Origin of the sequence: Streptomyces sp. WY228 (assembly GCF_019287315.1) — a bacterium.
Classification (GTDB): domain Bacteria; phylum Actinomycetota; class Actinomycetes; order Streptomycetales; family Streptomycetaceae; genus Streptomyces; species Streptomyces caviscabies.
The window spans coordinates 538853-555467 of sequence record NZ_CP079114.1; the positions used below are offsets into that span (position 1 = coordinate 538853).

At 72.3% G+C, this 16615-nt stretch carries 18 protein-coding genes; 8 read left to right on the top strand and 10 right to left on the bottom strand.

What is annotated here, in order from left to right; genetic code table 11:
* Nucleotides 1-3: 3 nt before the first annotated feature.
* From KV381_RS02310 to KV381_RS02330, 5 genes are all read right to left on the bottom strand, one after another.
* Entirely contained in the window at nucleotides 4-696 is a 693-nt protein-coding gene (locus KV381_RS02310; protein WP_030088956.1) for a B3/4 domain-containing protein, read from the bottom strand.
* 63 nt (nucleotides 697-759) lie between these two features.
* The gene (locus KV381_RS02315) at nucleotides 760-1359 is read right to left on the bottom strand and encodes a transglutaminase family protein (protein ID WP_030088954.1); all 600 of its coding nucleotides are present in this window, start codon (nucleotides 1357-1359) and stop codon (nucleotides 760-762) included.
* A 76-nt stretch (nucleotides 1360-1435) separates the two neighbouring features.
* Nucleotides 1436-2497: a low specificity L-threonine aldolase gene (locus tag KV381_RS02320; protein WP_179889516.1), complete on the bottom strand. Its 1062-nt coding sequence runs from the start codon at nucleotides 2495-2497 to the stop codon at nucleotides 1436-1438.
* Nucleotides 2494-3261, bottom strand: coding sequence for an SDR family NAD(P)-dependent oxidoreductase (locus KV381_RS02325; protein WP_218784352.1), 768 nt, complete (start codon nucleotides 3259-3261; stop codon nucleotides 2494-2496). Before KV381_RS02325 ends, KV381_RS02320 begins: the two co-directional genes overlap by 4 nt.
* Before the next feature lie 26 nt (nucleotides 3262-3287).
* Nucleotides 3288-4685, bottom strand: coding sequence for a DUF6421 family protein (locus tag KV381_RS02330; RefSeq protein ID WP_030088950.1), 1398 nt, complete (start codon nucleotides 4683-4685; stop codon nucleotides 3288-3290).
* A gap of 295 nt (nucleotides 4686-4980) precedes the next feature.
* On the opposite strand from KV381_RS02330, the gene KV381_RS02335 reads away from it, so the two are divergent.
* Entirely contained in the window at nucleotides 4981-5664 is a 684-nt protein-coding gene (locus KV381_RS02335; protein ID WP_218784353.1) for a glycerophosphodiester phosphodiesterase family protein, read from the top strand.
* A 12-nt stretch (nucleotides 5665-5676) separates the two neighbouring features.
* Here the strand turns inward: KV381_RS02335 and KV381_RS02340 are convergent, their stop codons facing one another.
* Nucleotides 5677-6234 (bottom strand): GNAT family N-acetyltransferase, encoded by a 558-nt coding sequence (locus tag KV381_RS02340; protein WP_030634210.1) that lies wholly within the window; start codon nucleotides 6232-6234, stop codon nucleotides 5677-5679.
* A gap of 204 nt (nucleotides 6235-6438) precedes the next feature.
* On the opposite strand from KV381_RS02340, the gene KV381_RS02345 reads away from it, so the two are divergent.
* The 5 genes from KV381_RS02345 (at nucleotide 6439) to KV381_RS02365 (ending at nucleotide 9946) form a co-directional block, all read left to right on the top strand.
* On the top strand, nucleotides 6439-7053 hold the full coding sequence (locus tag KV381_RS02345) for a DUF5134 domain-containing protein (RefSeq protein ID WP_218784354.1): 615 nt from the start codon (nucleotides 6439-6441) through the stop codon (nucleotides 7051-7053).
* Nucleotides 7054-7150: 97 nt separating this feature from the next.
* Nucleotides 7151-8086 carry a M56 family metallopeptidase gene (locus KV381_RS02350; protein WP_030088943.1) on the top strand — a complete coding sequence of 312 codons (936 nt, stop codon included), beginning with the start codon at nucleotides 7151-7153 and terminating at the stop codon, nucleotides 8084-8086.
* Nucleotides 8087-8224: 138 nt separating this feature from the next.
* Nucleotides 8225-8929, top strand: a complete 705-nt coding sequence (locus KV381_RS02355) for a phosphatase PAP2 family protein (RefSeq protein WP_050495810.1) — start codon at nucleotides 8225-8227, stop codon at nucleotides 8927-8929.
* A 48-nt stretch (nucleotides 8930-8977) separates the two neighbouring features.
* A complete protein-coding gene (locus KV381_RS02360; protein WP_218784355.1) occupies nucleotides 8978-9673 on the top strand; it encodes an HAD family hydrolase in 696 nt (231 codons plus the stop codon).
* Between the two features lie 96 nt (nucleotides 9674-9769).
* Entirely contained in the window at nucleotides 9770-9946 is a 177-nt protein-coding gene (locus KV381_RS02365) for a hypothetical protein (RefSeq protein ID WP_167396386.1), read from the top strand.
* Nucleotides 9947-10249: 303 nt separating this feature from the next.
* Here the strand turns inward: KV381_RS02365 and KV381_RS02370 are convergent, their stop codons facing one another.
* The gene (locus tag KV381_RS02370) at nucleotides 10250-11740 is read right to left on the bottom strand and encodes an LVIVD repeat-containing protein (protein ID WP_030088936.1); all 1491 of its coding nucleotides are present in this window, start codon (nucleotides 11738-11740) and stop codon (nucleotides 10250-10252) included.
* A 158-nt stretch (nucleotides 11741-11898) separates the two neighbouring features.
* On the opposite strand from KV381_RS02370, the gene KV381_RS02375 reads away from it, so the two are divergent.
* On the top strand, nucleotides 11899-12585 hold the full coding sequence (locus KV381_RS02375; RefSeq protein ID WP_218784356.1) for a DUF305 domain-containing protein: 687 nt from the start codon (nucleotides 11899-11901) through the stop codon (nucleotides 12583-12585).
* A gap of 129 nt (nucleotides 12586-12714) precedes the next feature.
* Nucleotides 12715-14085: an FAD-dependent oxidoreductase gene (locus KV381_RS02380; RefSeq protein ID WP_218784357.1), complete on the top strand. Its 1371-nt coding sequence runs from the start codon at nucleotides 12715-12717 to the stop codon at nucleotides 14083-14085.
* An 89-nt stretch (nucleotides 14086-14174) separates the two neighbouring features.
* Here the strand turns inward: KV381_RS02380 and KV381_RS02385 are convergent, their stop codons facing one another.
* The 3 genes from KV381_RS02385 to KV381_RS02395 all read right to left on the bottom strand — a co-directional run bounded on the left by KV381_RS02385 (nucleotide 14175) and on the right by KV381_RS02395 (nucleotide 16446).
* Nucleotides 14175-14933 carry a class I SAM-dependent methyltransferase gene (locus tag KV381_RS02385; RefSeq protein WP_218784358.1) on the bottom strand — a complete coding sequence of 253 codons (759 nt, stop codon included), beginning with the start codon at nucleotides 14931-14933 and terminating at the stop codon, nucleotides 14175-14177.
* 79 nt (nucleotides 14934-15012) lie between these two features.
* Nucleotides 15013-15477 (bottom strand): hypothetical protein, encoded by a 465-nt coding sequence (locus tag KV381_RS02390; RefSeq protein WP_218784359.1) that lies wholly within the window; start codon nucleotides 15475-15477, stop codon nucleotides 15013-15015.
* Nucleotides 15478-15729: 252 nt separating this feature from the next.
* Entirely contained in the window at nucleotides 15730-16446 is a 717-nt protein-coding gene (locus tag KV381_RS02395) for a cupin (protein WP_218784360.1), read from the bottom strand.
* Nucleotides 16447-16615: the final 169 nt, after the last annotated feature.

The window sequence follows — 16615 nt, forward strand, 5'->3', positions numbered from 1 at the left end:
ACCTCACCGCGGCGCGTGGACGGTGATCCGCGCGCCGGGACTCAGCTGCTCGAGCGACGCGGCGAGTTCGGCGCCCGCGGCGTCGAGCTCGCCGTTCGTCATGGGCGCGAGGCCCTCCAGCAGGAAGAGGGCGCTGACCGACTCCTCGGTGAGCCGGGTGCGTACGCCCTGACGCCAGTTCCAGCGGCGGCAGGTGACGCCCTCGTCGTCGCACCAGACGACCTCGCCGGGCTCGGGATGCTCGATGATCTCCTCGCCGCCGGCGACGGTGGGGAACGGTTCGTCGCCCGTCGCGCGGATCAGCCGCATGCCGCCCTTGATGTGGTCGGTGTCCTCGCCGCCGACCGGGACGAGGTGGGCGACGCTGATCGCGTTGTAGGCGTCGACCAGCAGGTTGATGCGGGGCAGGCCGCCGTCGGCGAGGGCGCGCCGGGCGAGCGCCTCGGCGGAGTTACGGGTGCGGGAGGGCTTGGCCCCGAACGCCGTGTAGACCTCGCGCCAGGCCGCGATGCGCGGGTCCTCGTGCGGGGCGCGGCCGTCCAGGCGCTCGGCGAGCCGGCGGGCGGCGTCGTCCAGCAGGGCGGCGCTGCGAGCGTCGCTGGGGCCGTTGACCAGGCCGTGCGCCTCGACGGCGAGGTGGGTGAAGCCCGGTGCGATCGTGCGCACCTCGTCGGACACGGTGAGAGTGAGGGTCATCGTCTGCCTTACTGCCTTGCTGGGTGCGGTGGCTCGGTGCGGTGGTGCGGGCGCCGGGCGGACTCAGAGGTCCGTGGGGAGTGTCCGCCAGAGCTCCGAGCGGTCCCGAGCACCCCTCAGCGCATGGAGAATCACCTCGGGTGGTGCAGCATAGACTACCGGATAGTCAATTTCATTGAACTGTTCGCGTACCACCCACGCGAGCTGCTCCTTCTCCGTCGAGAACTGTGCGTCGACGCCCGGCCTGTTGCCCCGGGGATCCACCCGCGCCCAGCGGTCCGCCCCGGGGAGCCGCAGCGCGACCAGGCCGTGGAGCATCGGGGCGGTCCCGTCCTCGTCGGCGAGACGCTGGTAGCAGAGGCCGGCCGGGACGGAGCGGGCCCGCAGCAGGGCCGTCAGTGCGATCGCCTTCGCGTGGCAGATGCCGTTGAGGGTGGTCAGCACGTCGGAGGCGCGCCAGGTGACGTGCTGGTTCCCCGAGTCGGCGGAGTGGGGAACGGTGTCGCGGACGAATTCGAAGGCGGCCCGCGCGTATGTGTATGCGGTGTCGGTGTCGCGTGCGAGGCGCGTCGCCACCTCCCTGACCCGAGGGTGTCCATGGTCGATGGACTCGTCGGCGGCGAGGTACGCGTCGATGTCCGGGGAGTGCTGCGTCAGCTCCATGATCGAAGAGCGTACGAAGCGACCGACCGGAAGTCCATCGGTTTCCGGTCGGCCGCATACTCATGCATCGATCGCGTTACCGCGCCATTTCTTCCTTCAGCGCCTGGAGGAAGGCGTCGACGTCGTCCTCGCCGGTGTCGAACGCGCACATCCAGCGGACATCGCCGGCCGCCTCGTCCCAGAAGTAGAAGCGGAAACGCTGCTGGAGCCGCTCGCTGACCGCGTGCGGCAGCCGGGCGAACACCGCGTTGGCCTGGACCGGGTAGAGGATCTCCACCCCGTCGATCGCCCGGACGCCCTCGGCGAGCCGCTGGGCCATGGCGTTGGCGTGGCGGGCGTTGCGCAGCCACAGGTCCTTGGCGAGCAGCGCCTCCAGCTGGACGGAGACGAAGCGCATCTTGGAGGCGAGCTGCATGGAGAGCTTGCGCAGGTGCTTCATCGCCCGGACCGCGTCCGGGTTCAGCACGACGACGGCCTCGCCGAAGAGCGCGCCGTTCTTCGTGCCGCCGAAGGACAGCACGTCGACGCCGACCGTGTTGGTGAAGGTGCGCATCGGCACGTCCAGCGAGGCGGCGGCGTTGGCTATCCGCGCCCCGTCGAGGTGCACCTTCATGCCGCGCTCATGGGCGTGGTCGCAGATGGCGCGGATCTCGTCGGGGGTGTAGACGGTGCCCAGCTCGGTGTTCTGGGTGATCGAGACGACCTGCGGCATGGCCCGGTGCTCGTCGTCCCAGCCGTACGCCTGTCGGTCGATGAGCTCGGGGGTGAGCTTGCCGTCCGGGGTGGGCACGGTGAGGAGCTTCAGCCCGCCCATCCGCTCGGGCGCGCCTCCCTCGTCCACGTTGATGTGCGCGGACTCGGCGCAGATGACGGCGCCCCAGCGGTCGGTGAGCGCCTGGAGGGCGACCACGTTGGCCCCGGTGCCGTTGAAGACCGGGAAGGCCTCGGCGGTGGAACCGAAGTGGCTGTGCATGATCCGCTGGAGGTGGCCGGTGTAGTCGTCCTCGCCGTAGGCGACCTGGTGGCCGCCGTTGGCGAGGGCGAGGGCGGCGAGGACCTCCGGGTGCGCCCCGGCGTAGTTGTCACTGGCGAAGCCGCGTACCTGCGGATCGTGGTGCCGTCGTGCGTCGGTCCTCACGGTTGCGGGGTCAGCCACAGGCGCTTTCCGTTCACTTCGGTGGCGGGCTCGTCCCAGACGCCGGCGATGGCCCGGGCCAGCTCCGTGACGTCGGTGAAGCCCGCGAATTTCGCATTCGGGCGCTCGGCGCGCATGGCGTCGTTCACCAGTGCCTTGACCACCAGGATCGCAGCAGCCGCCGCGGGCCCGTCCTCGCCCCCCGCCTTGCGGAAGGCGTCGCCGAGCGCGAGCGTCCACGCCTCGGCGGCGGCCTTGGCGGAGGAGTAGGCGGCGTTGCCCGCGGTGGGATTGCTGGCCCCGGCGGCGCTGATCAGGAGGTAGCGGCCCCGGTCGCTGCGCTGGAGGGCCTCCTGGAAGGCCAGCGTGGTCGACTGGACGGTGCGGATGAGCAGCTTCTCCAGGGCGTCCCAGTCGGACAGGACGGTCTCCTGGAACAACTTGCTGCCGCGCCAGCCGCCGACGAGGTGGACCAGGCCGTCGATGCGGCCGAACTCCGCCTCGGTGCGCTTGGCCCAGTCCCGGGTGGCGTCGAGGTCGAGCAGGTCGACGGTCTCACCGGTGACGGTCGCGCCCCCGTGGGCGTACCGGGCGGCGTCCACCGCCTCGGCGAGCCGTTCGGGGTTGGCGTCGCATCCGACGACGGTGGCGCCCGCCTCGGCGAGCCGCAGCAGCGTCGCGCGGCCCGCGGGGCCGGCCGCTCCGGCGACCGCGACCACGGCTCCTTCGAGCACACCGGTCCCCTCGCCCGTGCCGTTTCCGTTCATGGCCACCGCCTCCTCGGGAGAATGGTTCACGCGGCTGCCCGCTCGTCGTTCGCCGCGGTGATTCCCTTGGTGGAGGCAATCACGTGCTTCAGCTTCTTGGCGAGCGCCTCATAGAACATGCTCAGGGGAAACTCGTCCGGAAGCACGTCGTCGACGAGCTTGCGAGGAGGAAGTGTGAGGTCCAGGGCGTCGGGGCCCTTGGCCCAGCGGGATCCCGGGTGCGGGGCGAGGTAGGTGGAGACCAGGTCGTACGCGGCGAACCAGTGGACCAGCTTGGGGCGGTCGATGCCGTCGCGGTAGAGCTTCTCGATCTCGGCGCAGAGCTGGTTGGTGACCTGCGGGGCCCGGTCCCAGTCGATCTTCAGGGTGTTGTCGGTCCAGCGGACGACGTCGTGCTTGTGGAGGTACGCGAAGAGCAGCTGGCCGCCGAGGCCGTCGTAGTTGCGGACGCGCTCGCCGGAGACCGGGAAGCGGAACATCCGGTCGAAGAGCACCGCGTACTGCACGTCACGGCCGTGGGCGTTGCCCTCGGACTCCAGCTTCACGGCCTCCTTGAAGGCGGTGAGGTCGCAGCGCAGCTCCTCCAGGCCGTACATCCAGAACGGCTGGCGCTGCTTGATCATGAACGGGTCGAACGGCAGGTCACCGTGGCTGTGGGTGCGGTCGTGGACCATGTCCCACAGGACGAACGCCTGCTCGCAGCGCTGCTGGTCGCCGATCATCTCGCGGATGTCGTCGGGCAGCTCCAGGCCGAGCAGGTCGACGGAGGCCTCGGTGACCCGGCGGAAGCGGGCGGCCTCGCGGTCGCAGAAGATGCCGCCCCAGCTGAAGCGCTCGGGGGCCTCGCGCACGGCGATGGTCTCCGGGAAGAGCACCGCGGAGTTGGTGTCGTAACCGGACGTGAAGTCCTCGAAGGTGATGCCGCAGAAGAGCGGGTTGTCGTAGCGGTTCGCCTCCAAGTCGGCGAGCCACTCGGGCCAGACCATCTTGAGCACGACCGCTTCGAGGTTGCGGTCGGGGTTGCCGTTCTGCGTGTACATCGCGAAGACGACGAGGTGCTGGAGGCCGTCGGCCCGGTCCTTCGCGGGCTGGAAGGCGAGCAGCGAGTCCAGGAAGTCGGGGACGCGGAAGCCGTCGGCGGCCCAGCGGCGCAGGTCGGTGACGAGCGCGCGGTGGTAGGCGACATCGTGCGGGAGGAGCGGGGAGAGCTCCTCGACCGCTCCGATCACCCGGTCGAGGACCTGCTCGACCGTGGCCGGGGACGGGGCGCCCTCGGCCTCGAAGTCGATGGATCCGTCCTTGGACTGCCAGGGGCGGATCTCCTCGACGGCATCCTTGAGCACGGGCCAGGCCGGGTGCTCGACCACCCGCTGGGCCGTAGCTATCGCGCCATCGGTGGCGCTCTGCACAAGAATTTCCGTCATGACACTTCCTCCACGGGAGAACCTCGCGTGACATCACCGTAGCCGGGCAGAGCTCACCCCGACAAGGGGAGACCTGAAAATTATCCTGCGTACCCCCCATGGTCACCGCAGTTTTTCCTGCGGGATACCGGGTAGGAGCGCAGTTCCCACAGCACCGCTCGGATCCCGGCGACCGGGCCCGCACGGCTGGGGACATCGCGGGCCGCGGCCGCTACCCTCCCCAGTGCCGTATTGCCGCAACCTCCGCACGGGCAGGAGCAGTCGACGGATCCCCGCCGACGGAAACGAGGTCGCCTTGTCTTTTCTCACCCTGGGTCATCGCGGAGTGATGGGCGTCGAGCCCGAGAACACCCTGCGCTCCTTCGTCCGCGCCGAGGCATCCGGGATGGACGCCATCGAGCTGGACCTGCACCTCAGCAAGGACGGCGCGCTCGCCGTGATGCACGACACGGACGTGGACCGCACCACGGACGGGACCGGGCCGATCGCGGCCAAGACCCTGGCGGAGCTGCGCGAGCTCGACGCCGGTCAGGGCGAGCGGATCCCGGTCTTCGAGGAGGTCCTCGACGCCGTCTCCTCCCCGCTCCAGGCGGAGATCAAGGATGTGGCGGCGGCCCGCGCGCTGGCGGACGTGATCCTGGAGCGCGAGCTCGTGGGCCGGGTGGAGGTGTCCTCGTTCCACGACGAGGCCGTCACCGAGATCGCCCGGCTGGTGCCCGGCGTCCGCACGGCCCTGATCGCCAGCCGCTGGGGTGCGGACGTGGTGGACCGGGCGAAGGCGGCGGGCGCGGCGACACTCGCGCTGAACATCCGCCGCCTCACCCTGGAGGTGGTGGAGCAGGCGCACGGCGAGGGCGTGAAGGTGATCGGCTGGGTGGTGAACACCCAGGACCATCTGCGCCTCGCCCGGGCACTGGGCCTGGACGGCGCGACGACCGACTTTCCCGAGATCCGCCGCGCCGGGCGCTTCACCGCCTGAGGGCGAGCGCCGTCAGGCGCCGCCCCCGAGGTTCTTGACGAGCAGTTCGAAGGCCAGGTCGTCGCGTTGCGGGACACCGAAGCGCTCGTCGCCGTACGGGAACGGGGTGAGCTGTCCCGTACGGCGGTAGCCGCGGCGTTCGTACCAGGCGATCAGGTCCTCGCGCACCGAGATCACCGTCATGTGCATCTCGCCGACGCCCCAGCTCTCCCGGACGGTGCGCTCCGCCTCGGCGATGATCAGCTTGCCGAGGCCGCCGCCCTGGAGTCCGGGCCGGACCGCGAACATGCCGAAGTAGGCGGCGTCGCCCCGGTGTTCGAGCTGGCAGCAGGCGACGAGTTCGCCGCCGCGCTCGACCGCGAGCAGTCGGCTCGCCGGGGCGGCGATGACATCGCGCACGCCCTGTTCGTCGGTCCGCTGCCCCTGGAGGATGTCGGCCTCCGTGGTCCAGCCGGCGCGGCTGGAGTCACCGCGGTAGGCCGACTCGATCAGGGCCACCAGCGCCGGGACGTCGTCCTCGGTCGCGTCGCGGAAGGTCAGCCGGGCCGCGTCGGGCGTGGCGGTGTCCATGGTGGGGCTCTCCGTCTCTCTGCTGCCGTACGTGGTTTCTCTGTCGCCGTACGTCCGGTCGAGCGTAACGCGACCCGGAGCGCCCCCGGCGGGCCCCGGCGTACCCCCTTCACACCCCCGTGCGCCGGGTTCGGCCGCGGCCGCCCGGGCATCGATGGATCGACCCGTAACAGTGGTGTACGTCCGACCGGGGGGAGGCGTGCCGTGCACGGAGGGGCTCCGACCGGCTGGCTGCTGATGGCGTTGTGCGCGGTGAGCGGCGCCTCCTGTCTGCTGCGCACCCGCACGGGGACGCCGCAGGAGCGGCGCACCGCGCGCTCGGAGGCGCTCATGGGCTTCGGCATGGCGGCGATGGCCGTTCCGGCGGCGGTGCTGTCGCCCCCGGACTGGGCGTGGGCGGTCTACGCGGTGCTGTTCGGCGTCGCGGCGCTGCGGTCGCTGCGGCCCGCTCTGCGCGGCGGCCACCACCGGCATCATCTCGTCGGCTCGCTGGCCATGGTCTACATGGCCGTGGCGATGGCCCCGGCGGTCACGGGCAGCGGCGGGGGCGGGCACGCCGGGCACGGGGCGGGCGGCGGAGCCGGTGGCATACCCCTGCTGACCGGGGCGCTGCTCGTCTACTACGCGTTCTACGTCCTGGGCTCGGCCGGCCGGCTGCTGCCCGTGACCGGGACGGCCGCGATACCGGTCGGTGGTGCGGGCGTCGACGGGCGTGGCGCGGGAGGCTTCGGGGGCGGGTCGGACGGCCGGCCCGAGCTCACGACGGCGTGCCGACTGACGATGGGCATCGGCATGTTCGCCATGCTGCTCACTCTGTGAGACGGGAAGTGGGACAGAACCCCCGGCAAACGGTGGTCTACGTCACTTGCCGGTCGAGGCCGTACCCCGCCGGACCCGCCCCTCCTAAGCTGAGGCCATGCTGGTCTCCCTCGCGCTGCTGCTGCTCGGTGCACTGACCGCCCTGGTGGCTCCGCGCCTGATGGCGCGCGCCCGGTGGCCGGAGCGCGAGCCGGTCGTGGCCCTGTGGGTCTGGCAGTGCGTGGTGGCCGGGGTGCTCCTGTCGTTCACCCTGTCCATGACGCTGAGCGCGGCCGCCGCCTGGCAGGCGGTCCGCGGCCATGTCTTCGCACCCGCCCCGCACGCCGTGGTCGAGGCGTACGCCCTGGCGGCGTACGGGCCGTGGTCGGCGGTCATCGCGGTGCTGCTGGCGCTGGGCGGGCTGTGGACCGGAGCGATGCTGCTGCGGGAGATCCGGCGGGCGCGGCGTCGCCGCAAGCGGCGCCGGGCGGAACTGCTGGTGCGTTCCCCGCTGCTCCCCGGCGAGAAGCCGGGCGCCGACCGTCTCGTGGTGCTGGAGGGCGAGCGGCCCGACGCCTGGTGGCTGCCGGGCGCGGCTCCGCAACTCGTCATCACCACCGCCGCGCTGGGCCGGCTGAAGGGCCGTCAGCTCGATGCCGTGCTCGCCCATGAACAGGGCCATGCCCAGGCCCGGCACGACTGGTTGCTGCACTGCTCGTCGGCGTTGGCGATCGGTTTCCCGCAGATCCCGGTGTTCGCCGCGTTCCGCGACGAGATGCACCGGCTGGTCGAGCTGGCCGCCGACGACGTGGCGTCACGTCGCTTCGGCCGGCTGACGACCGCGCTCGCCCTGGTCGGACTCAACGAGGACCGCGGGGTGTTCGGCCCCTGCCCCACCCCGGACGCCCAAGTGCCCCTCCGGGTCAACCGGTTGCTGGCCCCGGTCGACCGGCTGACGGCGGGCCGCAGGCTCCGGCTGACGGCCGCCGCCGCGCTGGTGCCGGTCGTCCCGCTGGTCGTGACCTTCGTACCGGGGCTGCGCGCGCTGGGATAGGGGGCGTCGCCGAACTGCCGTCGTCGCCCGGCACGCGGGCAGTTCGACGACCGGTCCCAGGATCCGTTCCGCCTCCTGGAGTCGGTTCTCCGTGCCGCGGGTTGGCCATCGGGCGGTGTCCTCCGCGAGGATCCCCTCATGTCTTCCCCCCTCCCCCGCTCACCGGCCCGCTCCCCCCGCACCGCGGCCGCCCTGTGGACCGGAGCCGTCGTGGTGGCGTCCGTGGTCCTGCTCGTCCTGGTGGCGGTGCGCTGGCCGCCGCTGATGTCCCTGGACCGGGCGGTCGCCGACGCGCTGCACCGGCACGCGGTAGCCGATCCCGGTCTGGTCCGGGTCAACCGGGTATTGACCGACTGGGTGTGGGATCCCTGGACCATGCGCGCCCTGATCGCGGTGGCGGTCGTCGCCCTGTGGTGGCGGGGCGCGCGGCTGCTCGCGCTCTGGGTGGCCGCGACGAGTCTGCTCGGCTCGCTCCTCCAGCAGGGGCTCAAGGCAGTGGTGGGCCGGGAGCGCCCGCAGTGGCCCGATCCGGTGGACACGGCCCAGTACGCGGCCTTCCCGTCCGGGCACGCCATGTCGGCCGTGGTGAGCTGCGGGCTGCTCGTCTGGCTGCTGCGGCTGTACGGCGCGGGCCCCGGCGCCCGGGGTGCGGCGCTGGCGGTCGCGGTGGTCTCGGCGGCCGGAGTGGCGGCGACCCGGCTGTACCTGGGGGTGCACTGGCTGACCGATGTCGTGGGCGGTGTGCTGCTGGGGGTGGCGGTGGTGGCGTTGAGCACGGCCGGGTACGCCCGGTACGCGGCGCCGCGCGCCCCGGCGGAGGAGGACCGGCCGCTGCGGGCCTGAACCGGGCGCCCTTGTCGGCGCGGGGACGGACCGGGAAGGATCGCGCCCATGGCGATCACAGGTGTGCTGTTCGACTTCTCCGGGACCCTCTTCCGTGTGGAGCCGGTGCGGGACTGGCTCGCCGCCGTGCTGCGCGAGGAGGGCGCCGACGTGGCCCCGGAGGATTTCGAGCGGTACGTGAGCGGGCTCACGGCCGCCGGCGCCCTCCCGGGCGGTCCGCCTCCGGTCCGGGTGCCGGAGGAGCTGGCGGACGCGATGGCGCGCCGGGATCTGACCGCCGCCCTGCACCGTGCGGCGTACACCGGTCTGGCCCGGACCGTCGCCCTGCCCGATCCGGGGCTGTACGACGCGCTGTACGACCGCCATCTGCGGCCGGAGGCCTGGCAGCCCTACCCGGACGCCGCGGAGGTGCTGGCGGGGCTGCGGAGGGCGGGTATCGCGGTCGGCGTGGTCAGCAACATCGGCTGGGACCTGCGGCCGGTCTTCCGCGCGCACGGGCTCGACGCCCTGGTCGACGCCTATGCCCTGTCCTTCGAGCACGGGCTCCAGAAGCCCGCCGCGGGACTGTTCGCTACCGCCTGCTCGCTGATCGGACGCGATCCGGCAGAGGTCGTCATGGTCGGTGACGACCGGACCGCGGACGGTGGCGCGTCGGCCCTGGGCTGCGAGGTCCGGTTCGTGGACCATCTGCCGGTGTCGGAGCGGCCCGACGGCCTGCGCTCGCTGGGGCTGGTCCCGCGGTGAGGCCCGCGGTGAACCGGGGAAATCGGAGCGCGGTGTGAGGCATATCCCGCCGCGGAAGGGGTAAAGGGATGGGTTCGTGGACGTAGCCTGGAGGGCATGTCCCCGATGTCGTCGTCCATGTCCACCCGTTCCGCAGCCGAGGTCAACGCGGAGATCCGCGACCTGTGGCAGCGCTCGGGCGGCTGCCTGACGCCGCAGGACGAGGCGGACTACCAGCGGCTGCTGGTGGAGTGGGCCGCCGCCACCGGCGGGAGCGTCCGCACCGCCGCCTGATCGCCCGAGCCGCCGTTCGCCGCGTCCTGAGCGGGTGGGCAAACGCGCCCGATCCGGCGATCCCCCGCGTCGCCGGATCCGGGCGCACCCTCGGCCCGTCCGGTGGGACAGGGCCGCGGACCGCGCCGGGGACCGGAGTTGCGGAGTCCGCCGTCGCAGGGATCCAGCATGTCCCCACCCGGCTCATCGGTCAATGAATTTCCGGCTCCGCACGCACGGGGCCGGTGTCGCCCGGCGGTCGTCCGCCCGGGCGACACCGGCCCCTGACCGCGGGTCGAGTCGGCTGCCGGAACCGCTGACGGATCAGCGGTCGAAGTAGTCCGGCTGCGTCTGCACGTTGAGCTCGTCCAGCTTGACCCGCTCGGCCGGGTCGGTGCGCTTGTCGTCGAGCTTCAGCACGTCGAAGCCCTTGGCGATGTCGCTGGAGTAGATGTGACCGTTGTAGTAGTACGCCGACCAGGGGCCGGCCGTGGTCACCTGGTCGAGCGTGACCGGGCCGCGCTCGAAGAAGGCGATCTCCTTGGGCTTGGACGAGTTGGTGAAGTCCCAGACGGAGATGCCGCCCTGGTACCAGGCCTGCACCATCAGGTCGCGGCCCTTCACCGGGATGATCGAGCCGTTGTGGGCGACGCAGACCTCGACGTCGGCCTGGTGACGGTCGATCTTGAAGTAGCTGCGGAAGACCAGCTTGCGCTTGTCGCCCTTGCCGACGATGTCGTAGATGCCGTCGGCGCCGCGCTTGGGGCCGATCTCCTCGTTGCAGGTGGCCGCGCCGCCGCCGCCGAGCTCGTCGGTGAAGACGACCTTGTCCGCACCCTGGTTGAAGGTGGCCGAGTGCCAGAACGCGAAGTTCACGTTGTCCTGGACCCTGTCGATGATCTTCGGGCGCTCCGGGTCCTTGATGGAGAACAGCAGACCGTCACCCATGCAGGCTCCGGCGGCCAGGTCCTTGGACGGCAGCACCGTGATGTCGTGGCAGCCGGTCGTCTGGGAGACACCCGGGTTCGTGGGCGCTCCCGGGTTGCCGCCGTCCGGGAAGAGCACCGGGAAGTTGACGATCCGGGCCTTCTGAGGCGCCTTCACCGGCACCTTGATGATGGAGATCCCGTCGTGCGGCGGCTGGCAGTCCGGGAACGTCGCGTTGGGCGAGTACGAGGAGACGTACACGTAGACGTTCTTGCCGTCCGGCACCAGCGTGTGCGTGTGGGAACCGCAGGCGGTCTCCACGGCGGCGATGTACTTCGGCGCCCGCTTGTTGCTGATGTCAAAGATCTTCATGCCCTCCCAGGACGACTTCTCCGTGGCGGGCTGGGAGGTGCTGGAGCAGGAGTCGTCGCTGCGCGAGGAGTCCGTCGAGAGGAACAGCAGGTTCCCCGAGACCGAGATGTCGTTCTGCGATCCGGGGCAGAGGACCTGGGCGACCGTCCTGGGCTTCTTCGGCTTGCTGATGTCGTAGATGACGAAGCCGTCGTAGTTGCCGACGTAGGCGTACTTCCCCTGGAACGCGAGGTCCGTGTTGGTGCCCTGGAGGGCGCCCTTCGGCACGTTCGTCAGGTGCTTGATGTTGGAGCTGTGGACGATCTCGTCCACGCCGGGTATGTCGCCGCCGGCTATCGCGGCCCTGGCCTCGGCCTGTTCGCTCTGGGTGACGGACCCGCGCTCGACCGGGGCGTCACCCGGGTCGGGGGTCGCGGCCGCTGTGGTGGCCGTCAGCAGCGTGGCGAGGAGTCCGGCCGCGGCTGCCACCGCGCCCAGACGTCTGCGCCGCACGCGGGTGGTGTGCAACGAGGTCACTGCGTCCTCCCTTGTATCCGTTCGGGGTCGAACGGTTCATGAACCCCCGGCAGTATCGTCCCTCCCATGTACACATCAACAGATGGCAACACAGACGTAATAAAAGTTTTTGATCTTCGGCCGGTGGAAGCGTGTTAGGACGGTCTGCAACAAACCATGTGGCACAGGAGGTCACCGTGTTGATCCATCGCCGGTCCGCGACTCTTCGCTCAACCGCTCTCGCGGCGGTGGCGGTTGCCGCCGCGCTCGTCCTCGGAGCCTGTGACGCGGACAGCGGTGACGGAACGTCGGACAAGGCCAAGGACACAGGTCCGGGCGTGGTCGCGCCCGGCAGACCGGGCGAACCCGCGCGGACGCTCTCCGCCGAGGACGCCGTCAAGGAGGCCGGGCAGGACACCGCCAACTCCGCGGACTTCCGCTATGCCGAGATGATGATCGAGCACCACGGGCAGGCGCTCGTGATGACCGAACTCGTCCCCGAACGGGCCTCCGCCACCGCCGTCAAGCGGCTCGCCGAACGCATATCGGCAGGCCAGAAGCCGGAGATCGGCGCGATGCAAGGATGGCTGAAAAGAAACGGCGGCGACCGGCGCAAGCAGCACCACGACCACGCGGGGATGCCCGGCATGGCGACCGACGCCCAGCTCAAGAAGTTGCGCGCCGCCGAGGGCAAGGCCTTCGACAAGCTCTTCCTGGAACTGATGATCACCCACCACCAGGGGGCGATCACCATGGCCACGGAGGCGCTCACCGAGGGGAACGACGTGATCGTCGAGGAGATGGCCAGCGATGTGGTCGCCCAGCAGACCGTGGAGATCAACCGGATGCGCGGTCTGATGGACTGAGACCCGCCCCGGGGCCGTGCCCGTACCACTGCCCCGTACCACTTCCCCCGTGCCGCCATCCCATGCACCGGCGGTGCGGATCGGCCCGGCGGTGCGATCCTGGAAGCAACCTCCGGGAAGAGGTGCGCCGTGCTCTCAGTCGCCGTCGTCGGTTCCGGTCCCAGCGGGGTCTACACCGCCCAGGCCCTGCTCCGGCAGTCGCTCGTGCCCGATGTGCGCGTGCACGTCCTGGACCGGCTGCCCACTCCGTACGGACTCGTGCGGTACGGGGTGGCCCCCGACCACGAGAAGATCAAGTCGCTGCAGAACAGCCTGCGGGCCGTGCTGGAGGACGAGCGGGTCACCTTCGTCGGCAACGTCGGCGTCGGCGGGCCGGACGGCGTCTCCCCCGCCCGGCTCGCGGAGCTGTACCACGCGGTCGTCTACTGCGTCGGGGCCTCGGCGGACCGGGCACTGGCGGTGCCGGGCGAGAGTCTGCCGGGCAGCTACTCCGCCACCCGCTTCGTCTCCTGGTACAGCGCCCACCCGGACATCGGCGCCGACCCGTTCGCCCGGGACGCGCTGAGCGGCCGCTCGGCCGTCGTGATCGGCGTGGGCAACGTGGCGGTCGACGTGGCCCGGATCCTGGCCCGCGGCGCCGACGAACTGCGGACCACCGACGTACCCCGCGCCGCGCTCAGCGCACTGGCGGCCAGCCGGGTGCGCGAGGTGCACATCGTGGGCCGACGCGGCCCCTCCCAGGCCCGGTTCACCACCAAGGAACTGCGGGAGCTGGGGGCGCTGCCCGGGGCCCGGGTCGTCGTCGACCCGGCGGAGCTGGCGCTGGACCCGGCGTACGCCGCTCCGGACGGCCTGCCCGCCGTGGTGCGGCGGAACCTGGAGGTCCTGCGCGGCTGGTCGGCGGGCGGGGCCGTGGATGCGGCGGGGGCCGCGCGCCGCATCCGGCTGCGGTTCTTCCTGCGGCCGGTGGAGGTGCTGGAGCGGGGCGGGCGGGTCGCCGGGGTGCGGTTCGCCCGGACGGCTCCGGACGGCGCGGGCGGGGTCCGGGACACCGGCCGTCACGAGGACATCGAGGCGGGGCTGGTCCTGCGGGCCGTCGGCTATCGCGGGGTCGAGCTGCCGGGGCTGCCCTTCGATCCGGTGCGCGGCACGGTGCCGCACACGGCGGGCCGGGTGCTGCGGGACGGGGTGCCGTCGCCGGGTGAGTACGTGGCGGGGTGGATCAAGCGCGGCCCGACCGGGGTGATCGGCTCGAACCGCTCCTGCGCCAAGGAGACGGTGGCCTCGCTCCTGGAGGACGCGGCCGGACTGACCCTGCGCCCGGTGCCGGCCGATCCGCTGGCCGCGCTGCGGGGGTGGGGGCTGCGGCCGGTGGAGTGGGCCGGCTGGCTGTCGATCGAGCGCGCGGAGGCGGAGCTGGGCCGTTCGCTGGGGCGTGGCCCGGTGAAGATCCCCGACTGGCCGGGGCTGCTGGCGGCGGCCCGGGACGAGAACCGCTGAGGGGCGCCCGCTACCGCCGGGAGACGGCCTCTACCGCTGGGAGACGCGCCGCACGGTCGTGTCCGCCCGCCGCGAAGTGCCCGGCGCCATCACTTCCGGGTCGCCACGACCAGCCGGGCGCGGGGGCTGCCGTCCGGGCGCGGGCCCAGTTCGGTCAGCGGCTGCAGCCGTACGCCGAATCCGGCCCGGGTCAGGTCCTCCAGCACATCGCCGAGCCGGAACGTGCGGTAGTACATGACGAACGTCGGCCGCCACAGGGCGTTGCGCACCCGCATCGCCGCGTCGAAGCCCAGCAGCGACCAGTAGGCGCGTGATCCCACCGGGGGCGGTGCGCCGATCGGGAAGACGAACTGCCCGCCGGGCCGGAGGGATCCGTACACCTCGGCGAAGAGGCCGAAGCGTTCGGCGGGCAGGAAGTGGCCGAACGCGCCGAAGCTGAGGGCGAGGTCGAAGGCGGGCCCGAAGGGCAGGGAGCGGGCATCGGCCCGCACCCAGTCGATCACCGGTCCTTCGCCGGCCGGCGATGTCCCGCTCCCGGGCGGGAAGGCGGCCCGGGCCTCGGCGAGCATGCCCGCGCTGAAGTCGACCCCGACCACACGTTCCCGGCACAGCTGCCGGAGGACGCCCACTCCCGCCCCGGTGCCGCAGCAGACGTCGAGTCCGGTGTCGAAGGGGCCGAGTTCGCGCACGGCCCGGGTGACGGCGTCGAGCACGCGGTCAGGTGTGCGGTAGGGCGTGAGGTCGAACTTCGGGGCGAGGAGGTCGTATCCGCGCTCGATCGAGGAGAGCGCCTGGACGGCCAGTTCGCGCACGGTGGGGCCCTCTTCGGGGCCCTGTTCGGTGAACATCACGGACCACCCTACCGACGTGTGACCCGGCCCGGTGCCGCCGCGCTGCCACCGTCCCCGGCAGCGCCGCACCCGTACGTCAACGGCCGCCGGGAAGACGCCGCTTGAGGGTGATGGGGGTGTCGGCCGCGTACGCCTGGGTCCAGCTGCGGCCGGCCCCGGACTTCCAGGTGACGTGGACCGCGGAGCCGTCGGTGCGGGTGCTCTCCACGGTCATGGTCCGGTCGCCGTCGCGTACGTCGCCGCGGCGCAGTTCGGCCGCCTCGACCGTGACGGGCCGCTCGCCCGGCGCGTTCTCGGTCTCCTCTGCCGCCCGGAGGAGTACGGCGGCCAGCTCGCGGGCCGACTCCGGGGTGCAGGTCCAGACGAGCTCGCCGGCCGGGGGCGAGAGCCGGATGCCGACGCGGGGGGCCGGGCCGGTGTCCTTCGCGGTGGCCGTGGCCGGGTCGTCCGCCCCCTCGGCGACCGTGGACGGCGCGGGCTCGCCCGCGGTGACCGTGACCGGCACCGGGCGGCCGTCGGCGTCCGTGATCCCGCTGCCCATCGTCGTCTCCTCGGTGTCCTGCCGTGCCCGGGGCCGTCCCCGGGGTGCCGTACGGCCGCTGCCCGGCCTCGGCCAGCATGTCAGCTCCCGGGGGCGGGACGAACGCCGGTCGCCGTCTGCGGCGGCCCCGGGCTCCGTGGCTCCGTGGCTCCGTGCGCACGCGGGCGCGGGCCACGCCGTCGGCCGGGTCCACCGGGCAGGGCGGCCACAGGTCCGGCAGGTCCGTCGTCGGGTCCGTCGTCGGGTCCGGTCTCAGGTCCGGTAGACGTCCAGGCGGCCGCACATGCCGAATCTGCCGTGGTGCGCGGGCCGTTCGGCGTGGACACGGGCGTCGGCGAGATGCCCGGCCTCGCCCCGGTCCAGCGCGTCGAGCTGGCCGGCGGTGGCGGCGGCAGCCGTGGCGGCCCCCTTCTCCCAGCGGGTGCGCCACTCGGGCGTACGGGGGCGGACGAGCGCGGCGGCTGCGCGGTGGAACGCGGCCAGCGGCTCCGGATCACCGTCCTCCACGGCCTCGCGCAGGGCGAGGAACCCCTCCACGGCGAGGTCGCGCCGGGCCCGCGCCGCCCGTTCCTGCACGGCCTCCTCGGCGTCCACGGGCAGCGCCGCCGCCGCACGGTAGACGTCCGGGTCCGCGAGGCAGCGCGGCGGCAGGGTGAGCACGGCGTCACCGGCCTCGGGCAGCCCGCTGTTCTGCATGAGCACGATGACGCGCAGCCCGTCCTCGTTGACCAGACGGTGGATGGCGCCCGGGGTGAACCATACGAGCGCGCCGGGCGTCAGCGGGGTCTCCCGGAATCCGGCGGCCGTGAGGGTCTGCACCGAACCACGGCCGGCGACCACGACGTACCCCTCCGAGCAGGTCAGATGCAGATGCGGGGTGCCCCCGCGCAGCCCGTCGGCGGAGGGCCAGTCGTAGACGCTCAGGTGCGAGACGGCGACGGCGCCGGGCAGTCCTTCGAAGGTCACCACGGGGGCTCCTGAGATTCGGCGGCACGGCCCGCAGCGACCCTCCGCAAGCGCTTTCTACGGCCACTGAAAGCTAGGCCGCCACCGGACGCCGGTCAAGGGCGCCGCACGCACCGGGCCGTACGCGCCGGGCTGCGTGCGCCGGGCTGCGTGCGCCGGCGTCGCCGGTGCC

Bases quoted from the DNA above. Each gene is read 5' to 3' on its own strand.
- KV381_RS02315 (WP_030088954.1), bottom strand. From the start codon at position 1,359: ATGGAGCTGACGCAGCACTCCCCGGACATCGACGCGTACCTCGCCGCC.
- KV381_RS02350 (WP_030088943.1), top strand. From the start codon at position 7,151: ATGCTGGTCTCCCTCGCGCTGCTGCTGCTCGGTGCACTGACCGCCCTG.
- KV381_RS02310 (WP_030088956.1), bottom strand. From the start codon at position 696: ATGACCCTCACTCTCACCGTGTCCGACGAGGTGCGCACGATCGCACCG.
- KV381_RS02365 (WP_167396386.1), top strand. From the start codon at position 9,770: ATGTCCCCGATGTCGTCGTCCATGTCCACCCGTTCCGCAGCCGAGGTC.
- KV381_RS02360 (WP_218784355.1), top strand. From the start codon at position 8,978: ATGGCGATCACAGGTGTGCTGTTCGACTTCTCCGGGACCCTCTTCCGT.
- KV381_RS02355 (WP_050495810.1), top strand. From the start codon at position 8,225: ATGTCTTCCCCCCTCCCCCGCTCACCGGCCCGCTCCCCCCGCACCGCG.
- KV381_RS02385 (WP_218784358.1), bottom strand. From the start codon at position 14,933: ATGTTCACCGAACAGGGCCCCGAAGAGGGCCCCACCGTGCGCGAACTG.
- KV381_RS02330 (WP_030088950.1), bottom strand. From the start codon at position 4,685: ATGACGGAAATTCTTGTGCAGAGCGCCACCGATGGCGCGATAGCTACG.
- KV381_RS02340 (WP_030634210.1), bottom strand. From the start codon at position 6,234: ATGGACACCGCCACGCCCGACGCGGCCCGGCTGACCTTCCGCGACGCG.
- KV381_RS02325 (WP_218784352.1), bottom strand. From the start codon at position 3,261: ATGAACGGAAACGGCACGGGCGAGGGGACCGGTGTGCTCGAAGGAGCC.
- KV381_RS02390 (WP_218784359.1), bottom strand. From the start codon at position 15,477: ATGGGCAGCGGGATCACGGACGCCGACGGCCGCCCGGTGCCGGTCACG.